This is a genomic window from Pseudomonas sp. GW822-FHT05A08 (assembly GCF_058800485.1).
The window spans coordinates 2,135,669-2,155,998 of record NZ_CM179511.1 but is presented as its reverse complement, the minus strand read 5'-3'; the positions used below and the strand labels follow the sequence as shown (position 1 = coordinate 2,155,998).

Here is a 20,330-nt window from a genome sequence, read left to right as displayed (position 1 = left end):
ACTGCTCACCACTGCCCGAGGTCCGCCATGACTATCACCGTCAACACCGAGTCCAGCGAAGGTTTCCGCCACAGCATCCAGATCGATGACCATCAATTGTTCGCCGACCTGCCCAAGACCCTGGGCGGCGAAGGCTCCGCGCCGGAACCCCACGACTTTTTCGATGCCGCCCTGGGTGCCTGCAAGGCCCTGACCCTCAAGCTGTATGCGCAGAAAAAAGAGATTCCGCTCACCGGCGTCACGGTCGAGGTCAAGCACGACAACAGCCAGGAGCAGAAAGGCAAATATGCGCTGCACGTCAAGCTGACCCTCAAGGGCGTGCTCACCGACGCCCAACGTGAAGAACTGCATCGCGTCGCCGACCGCTGCCCGGTGCACAAGCTGATGACCACCGCCGAGGTGAGCATCGAGACCCACCTCTCCGAAGGCGCCTTCAGCCAATAGCGCCAAGGGTTGCACAAGCGGGTTATGCTCCCGGGCATAACCCGATCAGCCTGGAATGCACCATGAACACACCGCTCGTGATTCGCCCTCGCGCCGAGGACGTCGAAGGCCAACCCATCCTGCGTCCGCTGCCCTCGGCCCAATGCCGCAGCGTCGGGCCCTTCGTGTTTTTCGATCATATGCTGCAAACCCGCTACCCCGCGGGCAAGGGCATGAATATCCGCCAGCATCCGCATATCGGCCTGTCGACCCTGACCTACCTGTTCCAGGGGCAGATCCAGCACAAGGACAGCCTCGGTTCCGACCAGGTGGTGAACCCGGGGGATGTCAGCTGGATGACCGCCGGCAGCGCCATCGCCCACGTCGAGCGTACCCCGCAGGCGCTGATCGACAGCGATTTCAGCATGCACGGCCTGCAGGTCTGGCTGGCTTCGCCCAAGGCCCATGAACAAGGCCCGGGGCACTACAGCCATCACCCGGCCGCGACCTTGCCGGTCAGCGACAACCTCGGAGTCAAGATCCGCATGATCGCCGGCAGCGGTTTCTGCCTGGAATCGCCGGTGCCGGTGCTCTCCCCGACCCTGTATGCCGAAATACAGTTGCAGACCGCGACCACCCTGCTGATCCCTGCCGAACATGAAGAGCGGGCCCTGTACGTGCTCGAAGGCGACGCCCAGCTGGATGGCGAGCCCGTCGAGCCGCATGCGCTGGTGATCCTGCCCACCGGAACCACTCCCACCCTGTTCGCCGACAGCGATTGCCATGCCGTGCTGTTCGGCGGCGCGCCGCTGGACGGTCCGCGGCGGATCAACTGGAACTTCGTCTCCAGCGACCCGGCCCGTATCGATGAAGCCCGCCAGCGCTGGGCTGCTGGCGATTGGCCGACGGTGCCGGGAGAAAGCGAACGAATCGAACTGCCCAAGGGCAAAGGCTCGCCGTCACCCCTGTAGCGCCGGGCGCTCGGTGATCCGGACAGGTCAAGCGCCGGGCCAGGCTTCCCCCGCCGCCTGGTTGCGCAACCAGGTACCGGCCGGCGCGAGCGGTTGCGGGTAGCCGGATCCCGGCCTATGGTCCAAGCGATGCATTGCCTGCGACCGGCGCGCGATGATTCGCCGTGGGTCGCCCATCCAGCGCAGCTTTGCGTAGCGAGGTGACGACATGCCGAACGACTCCCGTCCCGCCGTACTCGAACTGATCGGCAACACGCCGCTGGTGCGTGTCAGCCGTTTCGATACCGGCCCCTGTACGCTGTTTCTCAAGCTTGAATCGCAAAACCCCGGTGGCTCGATCAAGGACCGCATCGGCCTGGCGATGATCGATGCCGCCGAGCGCGATGGCCGCCTGCGACCCGGTGGCACCATAGTCGAAGCCACCGCCGGCAACACCGGCCTCGGCCTGGCCCTGGTCGGCCGCGCCAAGGGTTATCGAGTGGTCCTGGTGGTGCCGGACAAGATGTCCACCGAGAAAGTCCTGCATCTCAAGGCGATGGGCGCCGAAGTGCACATCACCCGCTCCGATGTCGGCAAGGGCCACCCTGACTACTACCAGGATATGGCCGCGCGACTGACCAAGGAGATTCCCGACGCGTTCTTCGCCGATCAGTTCAACAACCCGGCCAACCCGCTGGCCCACGAATGCAGCACCGCGCCGGAAATCTGGGCGCAGACCCAGCATGACGTGGACGCCATCGTGGTCGGCGTCGGCTCGGCCGGCACCCTGACCGGCCTGACCCGGTTCTTCCGCCGGGTGCAGCCGGACCTGGCCATGGTCCTGGCCGATCCGGTCGGCTCGGTGATGGCCGAATACAGCCGCAGCGGCGCCCTCGGCACGCCCGGTTCCTGGGCGGTGGAAGGCATCGGCGAAGACTTCATTCCGTCCATCGCCGACCTTTCCAGCGTGCGCAAGGCCTATTCCATCAGTGACGAGGAAAGTTTCGAGCACGCCCGCCAGTTGCTGCGCGCCGAGGGTATTCTCGGTGGCTCTTCGACCGGTACCCTGCTGGCCGCAGCTCTGCGCTACTGCCGCGAGCAGACTGAGCCGAAGCGGGTGGTCAGCTTCGTCTGCGACACCGGCACCCGCTACCTGTCGAAGATCTACAACGACCAATGGATGAACGACCAGGGCCTGCTGCAACGCAAAGGCTACGGTGACCTGCGCGACCTGATCGCGCGGCGCTTCGAGGACGGCCGGGTAATCAGCGTGGGGCCGGACGATACCCTGCTCACCGCCTTCCAGCGCATGCGCCTGGCCGACGTCTCGCAACTGCCGGTGCTGGTGGACGGGCAGCGGCTGGTCGGGGTGATCGACGAGTCGGACATCCTGCTGGGCGTGCACGAAGATGCTTCACACTTTCGCAAGACCGTGGCCAGCGCCATGACCGATCAGCTGGAAACCCTGCCTCCCGGCGCCAGCCTGGCCGAACTGGAGGCGGAACTCGACCGTGGCTTAGTGGCGATCATCGCCGACGCTTCGGGCTTCCACGGCTTGATTACCCGGGTCGACATGCTCAACCACTTACGGAGATCACTGTCATGAGCCAACAGGATGAAAGCGGCGCGCCACGCGCCTTCGCCACCCGGGTAATCCATGCGGGGCAAACGCCGGACCCTTCCACCGGGGCGCTGATGCCGCCGATCTATGCCAACTCCACCTATGCCCAGCAAAGCCCCGGGGTGCACAAGGGGCTCGACTACGGGCGCTCGCACAACCCCACGCGCTGGGCCCTGGAACGCTGCGTGGCGGACCTCGAGGGCGGCACCCAGGCCTTCGCCTTCGCCTCCGGGCTGGCAACGATTTCCACCGTGCTCGAACTGCTCGACGCGGGCGCGCATATCGTTTCCGGCAATGACTTGTACGGCGGGACGTTCCGTCTCTTCGACAAGGTGCGCCAACGCAGCGCCGGCCATCGCTTCAGCTTCGTCGACCTGACCGATCTGTCGGCTTTCGAAGCGGCGCTGCAGGACGACACCCGGATGGTCATGGTCGAGACCCCGAGCAACCCCTTGCTGCGCCTCACCGATCTCGCCGCCATCGCGCGCATCTGCCGGGCGCGGGGCATCATCTGCGTCGCCGACAACACCTTTGCCAGCCCGTGGATCCAGCGTCCGCTGGAGCTGGGCTTCGATATAGTGCTGCACTCGACGACCAAGTACCTCAACGGCCATTCCGACGTGATCGGCGGTATCGCGGTGGTCGGGCAGAACCCCGACCTGGTCGAGCGCCTGGGCTTCCTGCAGAACGCCGTGGGAGCGATCGCCGGGCCGTTCGACGCCTTCCTCACCCTGCGCGGGGTAAAGACCCTGGCGCTGCGCATGGAACGCCACTGCAGCAACGCCCTGGAGCTGGCGCAATGGCTGGAACGCCAGCCACAGGTGGCGCGGGTCTACTACCCGGGCCTGCCGTCCCACCCGCAGCACGCACTGGCACGGCGGCAGATGCACGGTTTCGGCGGGATGATTTCCCTCGACCTGGACTGCGACCTGGCCGGCGCCAGGCGTTTTCTCGAGAGCGTGCGGATCTTCGCCCTGGCCGAGAGCCTGGGCGGTGTGGAAAGCCTGATCGAGCACCCGGCGATCATGACCCACGCCAGCATTCCCGCAGACACCCGGGCGCAGCTCGGCATCGGCGACGGGCTGGTGCGTTTGTCCGTGGGGGTCGAGGATGTGGAGGATCTGCGCGCCGACCTGGCCCAGGCACTGACGCGAATCTGAATGGCCGACAGGCACAAAAAAGCCCGCCTGGCGTACAAGGCGGCTCACTGAGAGCCGCATTGCATCGCCAAGCGGGCTTGTCGTTCCCGGGGCTCAGCCCTTGAACACTTCATCCAGCAGGTTGTGCATCGAGGTGAAGGCGCGACGGGCGGTCTTGGCGTCGTACATCATCTTGCCCGGCACATTGGCGTGCGGATCGGTGAAGGAATGCACCGCGCCGCCGTAGCTCAGCAGTTGCCAATCCACCCCCGCGGCATTCATTTCCTCTTCGAAGGCCGGCAATTGCTCTTTCGGCACCAGCGGGTCGGAAGCGCCGTGCAGCACCAGCACCGAGCCCTTGATGTTCCGGGCGTCGGCCGGGTTCGGCGTATCCAGGGTGCCGTGGAAAGACACCGCGGCTTTCAGCGGCGCGCCGCTGCGCGCCAGCTCCAGGGAGCAGCAGCCGCCGAAGCAGAAACCGAAGGTGGCCAGCCTGGCCTTGTCCACCGCGGCTTCCTGCTGGCTTTGCAGCGCCTCGAAAGCCGCCTGCATGCGCTTGCGCAGCAGGGCCCGGTCATCCTTCAGCGGCATCATGGCGGCGCCCGCCTCGTCGCCGTTGCTCGGACGGACCTGTTGCCCGTACAAGTCGGCGATCAGCACCACATACCCCTTGGCGGCCACCGCCTCGGCGATCTTCTCGGCACCGGCGCCGACACCCATCCAGTTCGGCGCCATCAACAACCCCGGACGCGGGCCCTGCTGGCTGACATCGAACGCCAGGCGGCTTTCATAGGATTGACCATCAATCTGGTAGACCAGGGAACGAACAGTGACTTGGCTCATTTCAGACTCCTGATTCAAAAACACCGGAATGAAAAAACCCGCCGAAGCGGGTTTTTATACAACGCAGTTAAACCGACAGTTCAACCAGCAGCTTGTTCAGACGACGCACATAGGCGGCCGGGTCTTTCAAGCTGTCGCCGGCCGCCAGGGCCGCCTGATCGAAGAGGATGTGCGACAGGTCGCCGAAGCGCTCGTCGCTCTGCTCGCCGTCGAGTTTCTCGATCAACGGGTGAGCCGGGTTGAATTCGAAGATCGGCTTGGAATCCGGCACCTTCTGCCCGCTGGCCTCGAGGATCTGGCGCATCTGCAGGCCCAGGTCCTGCTCGCCGATCGCCAGGATCGCCGGGGAGTCGGTCAAGCGGTGGGAAACCCGCACTTCGCTGACGGTATCGCCCAGGGCGGTCTTGATCCGCTCCACCAGGCCTTCCTTGCTCTTGGCGACTTCTTGCGCGGCCTTCTTGTCCTCTTCCGAGTCCAGGTTGCCCAGGTCCAGGTCACCACGCGCCACGTCGACAAAGCTCTTGCCGTCAAAGTCGCTCAGGTAGCTCATCAGCCACTCGTCGATGCGGTCGGTCAGCAGCAGCACTTCGATGCCTTTCTTGCGGAAGACTTCCAGGTGCGGGCTGTTCTTGACCTGCGCGTAGGTTTCGCCGGTGAGGTAGTAGATCTTGTCCTGGCCTTCCTTGGCGCGTGCCAGGTACTCGGCCAGGGAAACATTCTGCTCGCCGTCGTCGCCCTGGGTGGAGGCGAAGCGCAGCAGGCCGGCGATCTTTTCCTTGTTGGTGAAGTCTTCGGCCGGGCCTTCCTTCATCACCTGGCCGAAGTTTTTCCAGAAGCCCTTGTATTGCTCAGGCTCGTTCTTCGCCAGTTTTTCCAGCATGTCCAGCACGCGCTTGGTCAGCGCCGACTTCATGGAGTCGATGATCGGGTCTTTCTGCAGGATTTCCCGCGACACGTTCAGCGACAGGTCGTTGGAGTCGACCACGCCCTTGATGAAGCGCAGGTACAACGGCAGGAAGGATTCCGCCTGGTCCATCACGAACACGCGCTGCACGTACAGCTTCAGGCCTTTCGGCGCTTCACGCTGGTACAGGTCGAATGGCGCACGAGCCGGCACGTACAACAGCGAGCTGTATTCCAGCTTGCCTTCGACCTTGTTGTGGCTCCAGCTCAGCGGGTTCTCGAAATCATGGGCGATGTGCTTGTAGAACTCCTGGTATTCCTCGTCCTTGATTTCGGTACGCGGACGGGTCCACAGGGCACTGGCGCGGTTGACGGTTTCCCATTCCTGCGCAGGCTTCTCCTCGCCCTCAGCGGCAGCGGCCTCTTTCGGCAGCTCGATCGGCAGGGCGATATGGTCGGAGTACTTCTTGATGATGTTGCGCAGGCGCCAGCCGTCGGCGAACTCGTCTTCGCCGGACTTCAGGTGCAGGACGATGCGGGTACCGCGGTCGGCCTTGTCGATGGTCGCGACTTCGAACTCGCCTTCGCCCTTGGAGGACCAATGCACGCCTTCGCTGGCGTCAAGGCCGGCGCGGCGGCTGAAGACATCGACCTTGTCGGCGACGATGAAGGCGGAATAGAAGCCCACGCCGAACTGACCGATCAGGTGCGAATCCTTCTTCTGGTCGCCGGTGAGGTTTTTCATGAAATCGGCGGTGCCGGACTTGGCGATGGTCCCCAGGTGGGTGATCACATCGTCCCGGCTCATGCCGATACCGTTGTCTTCGAGGGTGACGGTCTTGGCGTCCTTGTCGAAGCTCACACGGATTTTCAGCTCCGCGCCACCTTCCAGCAACTCAGGCTTGGACAGGGCTTCGAAGCGCAATTTGTCGACAGCGTCAGAGGCGTTCGAGATCAGTTCGCGAAGGAAGATTTCCTTGTTGGAATACAGCGAATGGATCATGAGGTGCAGCAGTTGCTTTACCTCGGTCTGGAAGCCCAGGGTTTCCTTTTGAGTTTCCACACTCATGGTCATCAAACTCCAATCAGATGGCATAAGCCGCGCCCGAAGGGCTTACGGCGGGATGTCCACAGAGTTGGGGGCTATACCTGAGATTTCAAGACCCTGGACTTTCTTCGAGCTTGAAATGTGCGCGGGCGGTGGCAATCGGCTCCTCCGCGCGGCTCTGCCAGGCGGTGATGGCCACGTTCGCCACCCGCCGTCCCTGGCGGCAGACCTGGCACCTGGCATAGGTATCGCGAAATTGCCCAGCACGCAGGTAATCGAGGGAAAAATCGATGATCTTCGGCACACCCGGCGAGCCGGTGCCAATCAGCAGATGCAGGGCCGCGGCCAGCTCCATGAATCCGGCGATCACCCCACCGTGCAGGGCCGGCAGCAACGGGTTGCCGATATTGTCGCGGTTGGCGGGCAGGCGAAACAGCAACTCATCGCCCTGCCGCGAACACTCGATGCCAATCAGTCTGGCGTAGGGAATCAATTGCAGCAGCGCGGCGTAATCGCCTTGCTGGTGGGCATGCAGCACTTGCTTCTGGAAATCGTCGCTCATGGCTGCTCACCCTTGATGGCACCGGCAAAACCTTTGCTGCCCTTGATGCCCTTGCCCATGCGCATGAAGGTGCCCACCACATGGGCAACAGGGTGCTCCGGGTCGTCCTGATAGGCAAAACCACGGGTGAAAATCACATCGGTGGTCACCCGGTAGCACTGGGCAAAGCCATACACGCTCTTGCCCGGCTGTGCCGGGTGCATGTAATCGATGCGCAGGTCCAGGGTCGGGCAGACCTCGAACTCCGGCAGGACGCACAAGGTCGCCATGCCACAGGCGGTGTCCATCAACGAGGTCAGCGCGCCACCGTGGATCACTCCGGTCTCGGGGTTGCCGACTATCTGCGGGCTGTAAGGCAACATCAGGGTGATGCCGTCTTTTGAGGCGCTGTGCACGCTCATGGCCAATACCTGGCAATGGCGCAACGCCGACAAAAATCGCGTCGCACGCTCAAAAACAGGGTTTTGCTCCATAAGGAAATTCTCTAGTTGGTGTCAAAACCGCTCGGTTAACGCGGCAGGTAAAAGTTCCATATTGCTGGCACTTTATATATCTTTAACTTTCAAGGAACTTAACCTGTAGAGCCATGCTCGAAAGGCCAGAAGATATCTTCAATAAGGAGAAACACCCCATGCGTAAGACTTTAGCTATTGCCCTGATGCTGACCGCTTCCCTCGGTCTCGCTGCCTGCGATAAAAAATCCGAGGACAAAGCTCAAGATGCCAACCAACATGCTGAGCAAGCTCAACAGAAAATGAATGAAGCTCAGGATAAAGTGAACGAAGCTGCAAAAGAAAACGCCGAAGCAGCCAAAGATCAGGTTGAATCGAGCAAAGCAGCGGCTGAAGAAGCTGCCAAGGAAGCCGCTCCTAAAACCAACTAATCCGGTTTTAGTGCAGCAAAAAGAAAGCCCGCCTAGTGCGGGCTTTACTTTGTCTGCAATAACGCTAAGCCAACAGGCTGCGAAAAGTCGGACTAAGCATCAGCAGCAATGAGCAGAGCAGACCGATAAACCAGACCAGACTGCGCTGCCAGGCAAGATCCGCCCAATAGCAAAGCAGATAGATAACCCGAGTAATGACGAAGACGATCGCCAGGCCGTCGATCAACCAGCCCTGAGTCTGGGTGGTATGGGCCATCAGGACCCCGACCGCGAATAACATGAAGGCTTCGAAACTGTTCTGGTGCGCCGCCACTGCCCGGGCGCCGAACCCTGTGAGTTGTGTCTGTTGCTGGCGTGGCAGGTGATTGTCGTAACCGCCCTGCTCTTTCATCGCTCTGGCTACTGGTATGCGCGCCACGTAAATCAACAGCGCGCTGATAAACACACACCAAAACGCAATACTCATCAGGCTATCTCCTTGTTCGCCTCGGGCAATGGCGCCTCTGTAGGGGTATAGACCATCACGTCCAACACGTCGGAATGAAACTCCCGGCGGTACAGCACCAGCACCACACCCGCACTCATCAACATAAACAGCCAGGGGCTGACGAACCAGGCCAGCATGCTCATGCCGAAGTAATAGGAGCGCAGACCGAAGTTGAACTGGTTGGCGGCCATGGAAATTACTCGCGCGGCCCGCATTGCAAAGGCTTTTCGCTCCTGTTCGGAAACATGCCGCTCACCGATCATCGGTGCCGAGCCCACGAGAATGGCCGCGAAGTTGTACTGGCGCATGCACCAACTGAAGGTGAAAAAGGCATAGACGAACACCAGGGCCAGGCACAGCAGCTTGATCTCCGACATGCCCTGGGAGGCCTGCTGAACCATGGGAATGTCGGCCAGCAGCGACACCGCACGCTCGGAAGCGCCAAGCACGGTGAGGATACCGGCGAGGATAATCAGGGTGCTGGAGGCAAAGAACGAGGCGTTGCGCTCCAGGTTGCCGATCACGCTGGCGTCGGCAATGCGGTTATCGCGCAGCAGCATGCGGCGCATCCAGTCTTCCCGGTACAAATGCAGCACGCTGGCCAGGCACGCGGTGTCGCGGCCCTTCCACGTGGCGTAGCGGGTGTAGCCGCCCCAGCAGATGACAAACCAGAGTGCGGCGATGAGATGGATCAGGTTGGCTTCGACGAACGACATGCAGGTTCCCGGATAGGCGTTGGCAGAGTGCGGATACAACTGGCACTGCTTCGACGTTGATCGAGGAAAAAAGACACCATTGGCCGCCCATAAAAAATGCCCCGTATCGCGGGATACGGGGCATTTTCATGGCTACTCGGTGCCCGCTTGTGACAGGCCCCGGCAGATAGCGGTTTAGGCCAGCGCTTCGCTGCGCTTGCCCAGCAGGCGGTCGCAGGCTACCGCGACCACCAGGGTCATGACCGAAGGCACCAGCCACGCCAGGCCCTGCTCGCTCAGCGGCAGGTGCATCAACTGGGTTGGCATCCAGTCCGCCAGGCCGGCGCCCTTGAGGGCGTCGATCAGGCCGAACAGGAAGGACACCAGCATTACCGGACCGACGATGCGGCCTTGCTCATGCCAGAAGTCCTTGCAGAAGCTCAGGGCCACCAGGGCGATGCACGGTGGGTAGATCGCGGTCAGCACCGGGATGGAGAAGGCGATCAGCTTGGTCAGGCCCAGGTTGGACACCAGCAGCGAGAACGCCGCCAGGATGATCACCAGGGTCTTGTACGACAGCGGCAGTACGCGGCTGAAGTACTCCGCGCAAGCGCAGGTCAAACCGACCGCGGTCACCAGGCAGGCCAGGGAAATCAACACGGCGAGGAAGCCGCTGCCCAGGGAGCCGAAGGTGTGTTGCACATAAGCGTGCAGCACCGCCGCGCCATTGGTGGCACCGGCCGCGACTTCATGGCTGCCCGAACCCAGGCGGAACAGGCTGACATACACCAGCGCCAGGCCGATACCGGCAATCAGCCCGGCGATGATCGCGTAACGGGTGATCAGGCGTGGCGACTCGACACCGCGGGAACGGATGGCGTTGACGATGACGATGCCGAACACCAGCGCGCCCAGGGTATCCATGGTCAGGTAACCATTGATGAAGCCTTGGGAGAACGGCGCCGCGACGTATTCGGGCGTCGCAACACCGATATCACCGGCCGGCAAGGCGAACGCGGCGATGCCCAGTACGGCCAGGGCGATGATCTTCAGCGGTGCGAGGAAACGCCCAACGGTATCCAGCAGGCGTCCCGGGTAGAGAGAGATGAAAAACACCAGCAGGAAATACACCGAGCTATAGAGGAACAGCGCCAGCGGGCTTTCGCCGGTCAGGGGCGCCAGGCCTACTTCGAAGGACACGGTCGCGGTACGCGGCGTCGCGAACAACGGGCCGACCGCCAGGTAGCAGACCGCCGCCAGCAGGCCACCGGCGATCTTGCCGATCGGGCTGCTCAGCGCGTCCATCGCCCCGCCGACCTTGGCCAGCGCAATGACAGTCACCACCGGAAGGCCCACAGCGGTGATCAGAAAGCCCAGCGCCGCGATCCAGACGTTAGGTCCGGACTGCAAGCCGACGATAGGCGGGAAGATGATATTGCCGGCCCCGACGAACAGGGCAAAGGTCATAAAACCCAGTGCCAGAATGTCCTGGCCTTTCAACACTTTCATTAAGGAAATACCACACTACTGAATCGGAATTTAGAGAGGGATTTCCCTTATGGGTGAGGGAAATGCTGTCGGTCCGTATAGGACTGACCCGTTTAGCGCGCGGCTTCCTTGTGGGACGCAGACGCAAAAGAGGCGGCTAGACTACCGAATTTGTAAGACAAACGCACTGTTAGAGGGCGAACTGTCCGATCAGCGACATTTGCGTGTCGCGTTTACGTATCAAAAGCAGCTGCAAGGTACAAGTTTCAAGCGACAAGCTTCTCTTGCAGCTTGTCGCTTGAGGCTTTGCAACTGCTCTTAACGAACAAAGGCCACCCGAAGGTGGCCTTTGTTGGTGGAGCGTCAGCTAAGCGCGAGGCTTACTTGACAGCCCAGCCAGTCAGCTCGGCCAGGGCCTTGCCGATGTCTGCCAGCGAACGCACGGTTTTCACGCCTGCGTCTTGCAGAGCAGCGAATTTCTCGTCTGCAGTGCCTTTGCCGCCAGAGATGATTGCGCCAGCATGGCCCATGCGCTTGCCCGGAGGAGCAGTCACACCAGCGATGTAGGAAACAACCGGCTTGGTCACATTAGCCTTGATGTAGGCAGCCGCTTCTTCTTCAGCCGAACCGCCGATCTCACCGATCATCACGATCGCTTCGGTCTTCGGGTCTTCCTGGAACAACTTCAGGATATCGATGAAGTTGGAGCCTGGGATCGGGTCACCACCGATGCCGACGCAGGTGGACTGACCGAAACCGGCGTCAGTGGTCTGCTTCACGGCTTCGTAAGTCAGGGTGCCGGAACGGGAAACGATACCGACCTTGCCTGGCAAGTGAATGTGACCTGGCATGATGCCGATCTTGCATTCGCCTGGAGTGATCACGCCTGGGCAGTTAGGGCCGATCAGGGTAACACCCAGCTCGTCGCACTTAACTTTAGCGTCCAGCATGTCCAGGGTAGGAATGCCTTCGGTGATGCAGACGATCAGCTTGATGCCGCCGAAAGCCGCTTCCAGGATGGAGTCCTTGCAGAAAGGAGCTGGAACGTAGATCACGCTGGCGGTGGCGCCAGTGGCAGCTACAGCGTCTTTCACGGTGTTGAAGACAGGCAGGCCCAGGTGCTCGGTGCCGCCTTTGCCCGGAGTTACGCCGCCAACCATCTTGGTGCCGTATTCGATGGCTTGCTGGGTGTGGAAACTACCTTGCGAACCGGTAATACCCTGGCAGATAACTTTGGTGTCTTTATTGATCAGGACGCTCATTATTTGCCCTCCGCAGCTTTGACAACTTGTTGAGCAGCGTCGGTCAGGCTGGTAGCAGCGATGATGTTCAAGCCGCTTTCTGCCAGTACTTTAGCGCCCAGTTCAGCGTTGTTGCCTTCAAGGCGAACAACAACCGGGATTTTCACGCCGACTTCTTTCACTGCACCGATGATGCCTTCGGCAATCATGTCGCAACGAACGATGCCGCCGAAGATGTTGACCAGTACTGCAGCGACGTTGGTGTCGGACAGGATGATCTTGAAGGCTTCGGTCACGCGCTCTTTGGTAGCACCACCACCTACGTCGAGGAAGTTGGCTGGCTTGCCGCCGTGCAGGTTGACGATGTCCATGGTACCCATGGCCAGGCCGGCACCGTTGACCATGCAGCCGATGTTGCCTTCCAGCGCTACGTAGTTCAGTTCGAACTTGGCAGCGTGCGCTTCGCGCGGATCGTCCTGGGACGGATCGTGGAAAGTCTTCAGCTTAGGCTGACGGTACATGGCGTTGGCGTCGATGTTGATCTTCGCGTCCAGGCAGTGCAGATCGCCATCAGCCTTGATCACCAGCGGGTTCACTTCCAGCAGTGCCAGATCGTGGTCCTGGAACAGTTTGGCCAGGCCTACGAAGATCTTGGCGAACTGAGTGACTTGCTTGCCTTCCAGGCCCAGCTGGAAAGCCAGCTCGCGACCCTGGAATGGCTGAGCGCCAACCAGTGGATCGATAGTGGCTTTCAGAATTTTTTCTGGAGTGTCGTGAGCGATTTTCTCGATGTCCACGCCACCTTCGGTGGAAGCCATGAACACGATGCGACGGCTCGAACGGTCGACGACAGCGCCCAGGTACAGCTCTTTAGCGATATCAGTGCACGATTCAACCAGGATCTTGGTGACTGGCTGGCCATTGGCGTCAGTCTGGTAAGTCACCAGACGCTTGCCCAACCACTGTTGAGCGAATGCTTTAGCGTCTTCTTTGCTGCGAACCAGCTTTACGCCGCCCGCTTTACCGCGACCACCGGCGTGAACCTGGGCTTTGACAACCCACTCGGAGCCGCCGATCTTGTCGCAAGCTTCTGCTGCTTCTTCCGGGGTGTCTACCGCGTAGCCTTTGGATACTGGCAGGCCGTATTCAGCGAACAGCTGCTTACCCTGATACTCGTGAAGATTCATGCTTTTTACCGTCTTCGTTAGGTACTGCGCATTCGGCGCTGCGCTCTTGATGAGTGCCGCGCCACCTGTGACCGCTCCTCACCGGACTCCCCTGCCCCGCATCCGCAGCCTGGGCTGCGGCACAGTGCATGAAGATTCCCGTGAGGTCGAGTCCAGCGGACGTTCCGCGGTGAGTCTTGCTCGCAAGGCTCACGACGGGCAATCCGCCGTGGTTTCTTATTGTCTTAACGCTTTTTGCGGTTGGCGATGTGGATGGCGCCGCCATTCACTGCCAGTGCTGCTTCGTGCAGGGCTTCGGACAGGGTCGGATGGGAGAAAACCATCATGCCCAGGTCTTCGGCGCTGGTGCCGAATTCCATGCCGATCGCACCTTGCTGAACCAGTTCTGCCGCGCTTGGGCCGATCACGTGAACGCCCAGTACACGGTCAGTCTTGGCATCAGCGATGACTTTTACGAAACCGCCGGTGTCGTTGGCTGCCATGGCACGGCCGCTGGCTGCGAACGGGAAGGTGCCGACGTTAACTTCAACGCCTTCAGCTTTCAAGGCCTGCTCGGTCTTGCCGACCCACGCGATTTCCGGGTGAGTATAAATAACCGAAGGGATCAGGTCATAGTTCATCTGAGCCTTGTGGCCCTTGATGCGCTCGACGACCATGATGCCCTCTTCCGAGGCCTTGTGAGCCAGCATCATGCCGCGAACCACGTCGCCGATCGCGTAAACGCCCGGTACGGTGGTAGCGCAGTGATCGTCAACGTGCACGAAACCGCGCTCGTCGAGGGTCACGCCGCAATCGGCAGCCAGCAGATCAGTGGTCACTGGACGGCGACCAACGGCTACGATCAGCTTGTCGAAAGTGATGTTCTGTTCGCCGTTGGCATCGGTGTAGGTCACGACCACTTCTTCGCCGTTGACCTTGGAGCCGGTGACGCGAGCGCCCAGCTTGATGTCCAGACCCTGTTTGGTCAGGGTTTTCAGCGCTTCCTTGGAGACGGCGGTGTCGGCAGCCATCAGGAAGGTGTCCAGGGCTTCCAGGACGGTCACTTCAGCGCCCAGACGGGACCATACCGAACCCAGCTCCAGACCGATCACGCCAGCGCCGATCACGCCCAGGCGTTTTGGTACGGATTGGAATTCCAGGGCGCCGGTGGAGTCGACGATCACTTTCTGATCGACCGGAGCCGGTGGAATGTCGATTGGACGGGAGCCCGGCGCCAGGATGACGTTCTCGGCTTCGATCACTTCCACCGAGCCGTCAGGCTTGGTGACTTCGACTTTCTTGCCGGCCAGCAGTTTGCCGTGGCCCTGGATGGAGGTCACGCCGTTGGCCTTGAACAGGGTGGCAACACCGCTGGTCAGGTTTTTCACGATATTGGCCTTGCGGCCGACCATCGCAGGCACGTCCATGGACACGCCAGCGTGGCTGATACCGTGGATCGCGAAACCGTCTTGGGCTTCGTGGAATTTCCAGGAGCTGTCCAGCAGCGCCTTGGAAGGGATGCAGCCGACGTTCAGGCAAGTACCGCCGAGGGCCAGCTTGCCCTCCTGGTCGGTATATTTCTCGATGCAGGCAGTCGTGAGGCCGAGTTGCGCAGCTTTAATGGCAGCTACATAGCCGCCAGGGCCTGCGCCAATCACTACCACGTCGAATTTCTGAGTCATGTGTCATTCCTTCTCGAATCAAACCGGACGGCCTCTTGTGGAGGCCGTCGTGGGACGAAGCTGTTCGTTTCGGCGAAAGGCCGATCATCGCTGATCGGCCCATGCTACGAAATCAGATATCCAGCAGCAGACGAGCCGGGTCTTCCAGCAGGTTCTTGATGGTAACCAGGAAGGTCACTGCTTCTTTGCCGTCGATCAAACGGTGATCGTAGGACAGAGCCAGGTACATCATCGGACGGATAACCACCTGACCGTTGATCGCCATAGGACGCTGCAGAATGTTGTGCATGCCCAGAATCGCCGCTTGTGGCGGGTTGACGATCGGAGTCGACATCATCGAACCGAAAGTACCACCGTTGGTGATGGTGAAAGTACCGCCGGTCATCTCTTCCATCGACAGTTTGCCGTCACGGGCTTTCTTGCCGAAGGTGGCGATGCCGCCTTCGATTTCAGCCAGGCTCATCAGTTCGGCGTTACGCAGAACCGGAACCACCAGGCCGCGGTCGCTGGACACGGCAACACCGATGTCGGCGTAGCCGTGGTAAACGATGTCGGAGCCGTCGATCGAGGCGTTGACCGCAGGGAAACGCTTCAGCGCTTCGGTAGCAGCCTTGACGAAGAACGACATGAAGCCCAGGCGTACGCCGTTGTGGGACTTCTCGAACAGATCCTTGTACTTCGAACGCAGGGCCATGACTTCGGTCATGTCGACTTCGTTGAAAGTGGTCAGCATCGCCATGTTCGACTGGGCTTCGACCAGGCGCTCGGCAACCTTGGCACGCAGGCGGGTCATCGGAACACGCTTCTCGACGCGGTCGCCAGCAGCGAATACCGGAGCAGCGGCGGCAGGAGCTGCGGCCTTGGCAGGCGCGGCAGCCGGAGCGGCTTTCTTGGCGGCAACGGCCGCAACCACGTCTTCCTTGGTCACGCGACCGCCTTTGCCGGTACCGGCAACGGAAGCGATGTTGATGCCGTTCTCTTCAGCCAGCTTGCGCGCGGCAGGAGCAGCGATTGGATCGTCTTCGCCTTCAGCGGCAGGCGCTGCAGCCTGGGCGGCAGCGGCTGGAGCAGCAGCGGCTGGAGCAGCAGCGGCGGCAGCGCCTTCGGCGATGGAGCCCAGGACTTCGTCGGACAGAACGGTGTCGCCTTCGTTCTTGACGATAGCGCCCAGCACGCCGTCAGCGGTGGCCAGAACTTCCAGCACGACCTTGTCGGTTTCGATGTCGACGATCAGCTCGTCGCGCTTGACGGCGTCGCCCGGTTTTTTGTGCCAGGTGGCAACGGTGCCATCGGCAACCGATTCCGGGAAAGTGGGGGCTTTGATCTCGATAGCCATTATCTGTGGTTCCTTAAATTCGGTTTCAGGTGCGCGAAGGCGTTAAACAGTGAAAGCATCTTGCAGCAGTTTTTCCTGCTGCTCGGCGTGCATCGACGCGTAACCGCATGCAGGTGCAGCAGAGGCTTCACGGCCCGCGTACTCGAGTACGAGCGACTTGTCGTGATTGCCAACGATGCGGCGCATGTGGTGCTGGCTGCAGTACCAGGCACCCTGGTTCATCGGCTCTTCCTGACACCAAACGACATGCTTGAGGTTGGTGTACGGAGCCAGGACTTCGTTCAAGTCGTCCTCAGGGAATGGGTACAGCTGCTCGATACGCACGACGGCGATGTCGTCGCGGCCTTCGGCACGGCGTTTTTCCAGCAGGTCGTAGTAGACCTTGCCGCTGCACAGAATCAGACGATTCACGTCTTTTGGATCCTGGGCATCGATTTCCGGAATAACGGTCTGGAACGAACCTTCCGCCAGATCTTCCAGGGTCGAGATGGCCAGTTTGTGACGCAGCAGCGACTTCGGAGTCAGAACCACCAGCGGCTTGCGCAGCGGGCGAATCACCTGACGACGCAGCAGGTGGTAGATCTGGGCCGGGGTGGTCGGCATGCAGACCTGGATGTTGTGCTCTGCGCACAGCTGCAGGTAACGCTCCAGGCGAGCCGAAGAGTGCTCCGGACCCTGACCTTCATAACCGTGCGGCAGCAGCATGGTCAGGCCGCAGAGACGGCCCCACTTGTGCTCGCCACTGGTGATGAACTGGTCGATCACCACCTGGGCACCGTTGGCGAAGTCGCCGAACTGGGCTTCCCAGATCACCAGCGCGTTTGGCGTGGTGGTCGAGTAACCGTATTCGAACGCCAGTACGGCTTCTTCGGACAGGAACGAATCGTACAGATCGAAACGTGGCTGGCCGTCGTACAGGTGCTGCAGCGGAATGTAGGTGCTGGCGTCTTTCTGGTTGTGCAAGACCGCATGACGGTGCGAGAACGTACCGCGGCCGATGTCCTGGCCGGTCATGCGAATCGGGTGACCTTCGAACGCCAGGGTCGCGTATGCCATGGTTTCGGCATAACCCCAGTTGATCGGCAGGCCGCCGGCTTGCATCTTCTGACGGTCTTCGTAGATCTTCGCGACCTGGCGCTGAACCACGAAACCTTCCGGCAGTTCCAGCAGCTTGGCGGACAGTTCCTGCAGGGTCTTCAGATCGAAGGTGGTGTCGTGACGCGCAGTCCAGGCGTGGCCCAGATATGGACGCCAGTCCACGAACAGCTCTTTGTTCGGCTCTTTGACCAGGCTCTTCACTACGTGCAGGCCGTTGTCCAGCGCGTTGCGGTATTCGTCGACTTTCGCCTGAACACGCTCGGCGTCGAGCACGCTTGCCTGGACCAGACGATCGGCATACAGCTCACGGGTGGTGCGCTGCTTGGCGATCTGCTGGTACATCAGAGGCTGGGTGCCGCTTGGCTCGTCCGCTTCGTTGTGGCCGCGACGACGGTAGCAGACCAGGTCGATCACCACATCGCGCTTGTACTGCATGCGGTAGTCGATGGCCAGCTGGGTCACGAACAGTACGGCTTCCGGATCGTCACCATTCACATGGAGGATCGGCGCCTGGATCATTTTCGCGACATCGGTGGCGTACTCGGTGGAGCGCGAGTCCAGCGGGTTGCTGATGGTGAAACCGACCTGGTTGTTGATCACGATGTGCACGGTGCCGCCGGTCTTGAAACCGCGGGTCTGCGACATCTGGAAGGTTTCCATCACCACGCCCTGGCCTGCGAAAGCAGCGTCACCGTGGATCGAGATTGGCAGAACCTTGTCACCGGTCTGGTCGTTGCGGCGATCCTGACGGGCGCGCACCGAACCCTCGACCACTGGCGAAACGATCTCCAGGTGGGACGGGTTGAAGGCCATGGCCAGGTGAACTTCACCGCCGGTGGTCATCACGTTGGACGAGAAGCCCTGGTGGTATTTCACGTCACCGGAGCCCAGTTCGACCTTCTTCTTGCCTTCGAACTCGTCGAACAGCTCGCGCGGGTTCTTGCCGAAGGTGTTGACCAGGACGTTGAGGCGACCACGGTGGGCCATGCCGATCACGACTTCCTTGGTCCCGTAGGAACCGGAACGCTGGATCAGCTCGTCGAGCATCGGGATCAGGCTTTCGCCGCCTTCCAGGCCGAAACGCTTGGTGCCCGGGTACTTGGTGCCCAGGTATTTCTCGAGGCCTTCAGCTGCGGTGACGCGCTCGAGCAGATGACCCTTGATATCCGTGGAATAGGTCGGACGGCCGCGTACGCTTTCCAGACGCTGCTGGAACCACTGGCGCTGCTCGGAATCGGTGATGTGCGTAAATTCAGCGCCGATGGTGCGGCAATATGTCTGCTGCAACGCTTCGTGAATTTCGCGTAGGCTCGCTTCCTCTTTGCCGATGAACAGGTCGCCGGCACGGAAGGTCGTATCAAGATCGGCATTGGTCAAGCCGTAATGATTGATTGACAGGTCTGCAGGTGCAGGACGCTGCCACAGCCCCAGCGGGTCCAGCTGGGCTGCCTGGTGGCCACGCATACGGTAGGCCTGGATCAATCGCAGCACTTCAACTTGCTTCTTCTCGTGCTCGCTGCTCACGCTACCGGCGGATACCGGCTGGGCGCGGCGCTGGTTCTTTGCCAGCAACACGAAATGATCGCGGATTGTCGAGTGCGAAACATCGATGGCAGTGCTGCCGTCGGTAGGCAACTTCTGGAAGTAAGTGCGCCACTCTTCTGGCACAGCGTTAGGGTCGTGCAGGTAGAGCTCGTAGAGCTCTTCCACATAGGCAGCGTTACTACCGGATAGGTAGGCGCTGTTCCACATGCGCTGCATCACGCTTTCTTGCATGCTTGGTCACCCTCGGTTAGGGGAACACCACCGGCGAAGACACCGAGCAAACTTGCAAAAGTCCGAGTGCAGCGACCAAAACAAGCCACTTAGGATCACGCTGATAGTCCGGGTACCAGCCCGGATGCCCCTGCTTGTCTCATTTCTTCAAAATACGAGCGGCAACTTTGTGAGCTGCTGCTCAGCTTAAAACTACGGCGCCGGTTGAAGCCTGCGCCGTAGCCTCTACGGGTACAGCGGTCCTGCCTTTACAACAACTGGGTTACAGCAGCTGAATCACACGCCGCTCGAGAGCAGCATGTTACGTATGTGACCGATGGCCTTAGTCGGGTTCAGGCCTTTCGGACAAACGTTGACGCAGTTCATGATGCCGCGGCAGCGGAATACGCTGAACGGATCATCCAGCGAAGCCAGGCGCTCGGACGTCTTGGTGTCGCGGCTGTCTGCCAGGAAGCGATAGGCTTGCAGCAGGGCAGCTGGACCCAGGAACTTGTCCGGGTTCCACCAGAAGGACGGGCAGGAAGTCGAGCAGCAAGCGCACAGGATGCACTCGTACAGACCATCGAGCTTTTCGCGCTCTTCAGGGGACTGCAGACGTTCGATGGCCGGAGCCGGCGTGTCGTTCTGCAGGAATGGCTTCACCTTCTCGTATTGCTTGTAGAAGATGCTCATATCGACGACCAGGTCACGAATAACCGGCAAACCTGGCAGCGGACGAACAACCAGCTTGTTGTTCTTCACCACGGCAGACAGCGGCGTGATGCAGGCCAGGCCGTTCTTGCCGTTGATGTTCATGCCGTCGGAACCGCAAACGCCTTCACGGCAGGAGCGACGATAGGAGAAACCTTCGTCCTGCTCTTTGATCAGCGCCAGTACGTCCAGCACCATCAGATCCTTGCCACCGGTGTCGACCTGGAAAACCTGGGTTTTCGGCGCGGAGTCGGTGTCAGGGTTGTAACGATAAACTTCGACTTGCAACATATCGATCA

General features: G+C 60.8%; 18 protein-coding genes. 5 read left to right on the top strand and 13 right to left on the bottom strand.

Features of this window, described 5'->3' with window-relative positions; genetic code table 11:
• Nucleotides 1-27: 27 nt before the first annotated feature.
• The 4 genes from AC3RCP_RS09765 (at nt 28) to AC3RCP_RS09750 (ending at nt 4,154) form a co-directional block, all read left to right on the top strand.
• Nucleotides 28-444: an OsmC family protein gene (locus AC3RCP_RS09765; protein ID WP_007931549.1), complete on the top strand. Its 417-nt coding sequence runs from the start codon at nt 28-30 to the stop codon at nt 442-444.
• Nucleotides 445-506: 62 nt separating this feature from the next.
• Nucleotides 507-1,394 carry a pirin family protein gene (locus AC3RCP_RS09760; protein WP_123363735.1) on the top strand — a complete coding sequence of 296 codons (888 nt, stop codon included), beginning with the start codon at nt 507-509 and terminating at the stop codon, nt 1,392-1,394.
• Nucleotides 1,395-1,602: 208 nt separating this feature from the next.
• On the top strand, nt 1,603-2,979 hold the full coding sequence (locus AC3RCP_RS09755) for a pyridoxal-phosphate dependent enzyme (RefSeq protein ID WP_492569742.1): 1,377 nt from the start codon (nt 1,603-1,605) through the stop codon (nt 2,977-2,979).
• A complete protein-coding gene (locus AC3RCP_RS09750) occupies nt 2,976-4,154 on the top strand; it encodes a trans-sulfuration enzyme family protein (protein WP_007931537.1) in 1,179 nt (392 codons plus the stop codon). The genes AC3RCP_RS09755 and AC3RCP_RS09750 overlap by 4 nt, the downstream gene beginning before the upstream one ends.
• A gap of 93 nt (nt 4,155-4,247) precedes the next feature.
• Here the strand turns inward: AC3RCP_RS09750 and AC3RCP_RS09745 are convergent, their stop codons facing one another.
• From AC3RCP_RS09745 to AC3RCP_RS09730, 4 genes are all read right to left on the bottom strand, one after another.
• Nucleotides 4,248-4,976, bottom strand: a complete 729-nt coding sequence (locus AC3RCP_RS09745) for a dienelactone hydrolase family protein (RefSeq protein WP_492569740.1) — start codon at nt 4,974-4,976, stop codon at nt 4,248-4,250.
• A 67-nt stretch (nt 4,977-5,043) separates the two neighbouring features.
• Complete coding sequence (gene htpG / locus AC3RCP_RS09740) at nt 5,044-6,948, bottom strand: molecular chaperone HtpG (RefSeq protein WP_492569739.1); 1,905 nt, start codon at nt 6,946-6,948, stop codon at nt 5,044-5,046.
• 88 nt (nt 6,949-7,036) lie between these two features.
• Nucleotides 7,037-7,489 (bottom strand): PaaI family thioesterase, encoded by a 453-nt coding sequence (locus AC3RCP_RS09735; protein WP_492569737.1) that lies wholly within the window; start codon nt 7,487-7,489, stop codon nt 7,037-7,039.
• Nucleotides 7,486-7,962 (bottom strand): PaaI family thioesterase, encoded by a 477-nt coding sequence (locus AC3RCP_RS09730; protein ID WP_053260157.1) that lies wholly within the window; start codon nt 7,960-7,962, stop codon nt 7,486-7,488. Before AC3RCP_RS09730 ends, AC3RCP_RS09735 begins: the two co-directional genes overlap by 4 nt.
• Nucleotides 7,963-8,120: 158 nt before the next feature.
• Here AC3RCP_RS09730 and AC3RCP_RS09725 point away from each other — a divergent pair, with 158 nt between their 5' ends.
• Entirely contained in the window at nt 8,121-8,372 is a 252-nt protein-coding gene (locus tag AC3RCP_RS09725) for a hypothetical protein (RefSeq protein WP_007931529.1), read from the top strand.
• Between the two features lie 64 nt (nt 8,373-8,436).
• Here AC3RCP_RS09725 and AC3RCP_RS09720 read toward each other — a convergent pair whose 3' ends face one another.
• From AC3RCP_RS09720 to AC3RCP_RS09680, 9 genes are all read right to left on the bottom strand, one after another.
• Entirely contained in the window at nt 8,437-8,838 is a 402-nt protein-coding gene (locus AC3RCP_RS09720; protein ID WP_009042792.1) for an MAPEG family protein, read from the bottom strand.
• The gene (locus AC3RCP_RS09715; RefSeq protein WP_007931525.1) at nt 8,838-9,575 is read right to left on the bottom strand and encodes a DUF599 domain-containing protein; all 738 of its coding nucleotides are present in this window, start codon (nt 9,573-9,575) and stop codon (nt 8,838-8,840) included. The genes AC3RCP_RS09720 and AC3RCP_RS09715 overlap by 1 nt, the downstream gene beginning before the upstream one ends.
• A 174-nt stretch (nt 9,576-9,749) precedes the next feature.
• The gene (gene brnQ / locus AC3RCP_RS09710; RefSeq protein WP_007931515.1) at nt 9,750-11,063 is read right to left on the bottom strand and encodes a branched-chain amino acid transport system II carrier protein; all 1,314 of its coding nucleotides are present in this window, start codon (nt 11,061-11,063) and stop codon (nt 9,750-9,752) included.
• Nucleotides 11,064-11,422: 359 nt separating this feature from the next.
• Nucleotides 11,423-12,304: a succinate--CoA ligase subunit alpha gene (sucD, locus tag AC3RCP_RS09705; protein ID WP_007931513.1), complete on the bottom strand. Its 882-nt coding sequence runs from the start codon at nt 12,302-12,304 to the stop codon at nt 11,423-11,425.
• Entirely contained in the window at nt 12,304-13,470 is a 1,167-nt protein-coding gene (gene sucC, locus AC3RCP_RS09700) for an ADP-forming succinate--CoA ligase subunit beta (protein ID WP_007931510.1), read from the bottom strand. Before sucC ends, sucD begins: the two co-directional genes overlap by 1 nt.
• 224 nt (nt 13,471-13,694) lie before the next feature.
• On the bottom strand, nt 13,695-15,131 hold the full coding sequence (gene lpdA, locus AC3RCP_RS09695; protein ID WP_009042790.1) for a dihydrolipoyl dehydrogenase: 1,437 nt from the start codon (nt 15,129-15,131) through the stop codon (nt 13,695-13,697).
• 112 nt (nt 15,132-15,243) lie between these two features.
• Nucleotides 15,244-16,467 carry a 2-oxoglutarate dehydrogenase complex dihydrolipoyllysine-residue succinyltransferase gene (odhB, locus tag AC3RCP_RS09690; protein WP_492569734.1) on the bottom strand — a complete coding sequence of 408 codons (1,224 nt, stop codon included), beginning with the start codon at nt 16,465-16,467 and terminating at the stop codon, nt 15,244-15,246.
• A 42-nt stretch (nt 16,468-16,509) separates the two neighbouring features.
• Nucleotides 16,510-19,341, bottom strand: coding sequence for a 2-oxoglutarate dehydrogenase E1 component (locus tag AC3RCP_RS09685; RefSeq protein WP_007931503.1), 2,832 nt, complete (start codon nt 19,339-19,341; stop codon nt 16,510-16,512).
• Nucleotides 19,342-19,617: 276 nt separating this feature from the next.
• Nucleotides 19,618-20,322, bottom strand: a complete 705-nt coding sequence (locus AC3RCP_RS09680) for a succinate dehydrogenase iron-sulfur subunit (protein WP_007931501.1) — start codon at nt 20,320-20,322, stop codon at nt 19,618-19,620.
• Between the last annotated feature and the right edge of the window lie 8 nt (nt 20,323-20,330).

What these genes read in the sequence shown, in the direction of transcription:
- AC3RCP_RS09765 (WP_007931549.1), top strand. Translation starts at nt 28, where the DNA reads ATGACTATCACCGTCAACACCGAGTCCAGCGAAGGTTTCCGCCACAGC.
- AC3RCP_RS09760 (WP_123363735.1), top strand. Translation starts at nt 507, where the DNA reads ATGAACACACCGCTCGTGATTCGCCCTCGCGCCGAGGACGTCGAAGGC.
- AC3RCP_RS09755 (WP_492569742.1), top strand. Translation starts at nt 1,603, where the DNA reads ATGCCGAACGACTCCCGTCCCGCCGTACTCGAACTGATCGGCAACACG.
- AC3RCP_RS09750 (WP_007931537.1), top strand. Translation starts at nt 2,976, where the DNA reads ATGAGCCAACAGGATGAAAGCGGCGCGCCACGCGCCTTCGCCACCCGG.
- AC3RCP_RS09745 (WP_492569740.1), bottom strand. Translation starts at nt 4,976, where the DNA reads ATGAGCCAAGTCACTGTTCGTTCCCTGGTCTACCAGATTGATGGTCAA.
- htpG (WP_492569739.1), bottom strand. Translation starts at nt 6,948, where the DNA reads ATGAGTGTGGAAACTCAAAAGGAAACCCTGGGCTTCCAGACCGAGGTA.
- AC3RCP_RS09735 (WP_492569737.1), bottom strand. Translation starts at nt 7,489, where the DNA reads ATGAGCGACGATTTCCAGAAGCAAGTGCTGCATGCCCACCAGCAAGGC.
- AC3RCP_RS09730 (WP_053260157.1), bottom strand. Translation starts at nt 7,962, where the DNA reads ATGGAGCAAAACCCTGTTTTTGAGCGTGCGACGCGATTTTTGTCGGCG.
- AC3RCP_RS09725 (WP_007931529.1), top strand. Translation starts at nt 8,121, where the DNA reads ATGCGTAAGACTTTAGCTATTGCCCTGATGCTGACCGCTTCCCTCGGT.
- AC3RCP_RS09720 (WP_009042792.1), bottom strand. Translation starts at nt 8,838, where the DNA reads ATGAGTATTGCGTTTTGGTGTGTGTTTATCAGCGCGCTGTTGATTTAC.
- AC3RCP_RS09715 (WP_007931525.1), bottom strand. Translation starts at nt 9,575, where the DNA reads ATGTCGTTCGTCGAAGCCAACCTGATCCATCTCATCGCCGCACTCTGG.
- brnQ (WP_007931515.1), bottom strand. Translation starts at nt 11,063, where the DNA reads ATGAAAGTGTTGAAAGGCCAGGACATTCTGGCACTGGGTTTTATGACC.
- sucD (WP_007931513.1), bottom strand. Translation starts at nt 12,304, where the DNA reads ATGAGCGTCCTGATCAATAAAGACACCAAAGTTATCTGCCAGGGTATT.
- sucC (WP_007931510.1), bottom strand. Translation starts at nt 13,470, where the DNA reads ATGAATCTTCACGAGTATCAGGGTAAGCAGCTGTTCGCTGAATACGGC.
- lpdA (WP_009042790.1), bottom strand. Translation starts at nt 15,131, where the DNA reads ATGACTCAGAAATTCGACGTGGTAGTGATTGGCGCAGGCCCTGGCGGC.
- odhB (WP_492569734.1), bottom strand. Translation starts at nt 16,467, where the DNA reads ATGGCTATCGAGATCAAAGCCCCCACTTTCCCGGAATCGGTTGCCGAT.
- AC3RCP_RS09685 (WP_007931503.1), bottom strand. Translation starts at nt 19,341, where the DNA reads ATGCAAGAAAGCGTGATGCAGCGCATGTGGAACAGCGCCTACCTATCC.
- AC3RCP_RS09680 (WP_007931501.1), bottom strand. Translation starts at nt 20,322, where the DNA reads ATGTTGCAAGTCGAAGTTTATCGTTACAACCCTGACACCGACTCCGCG.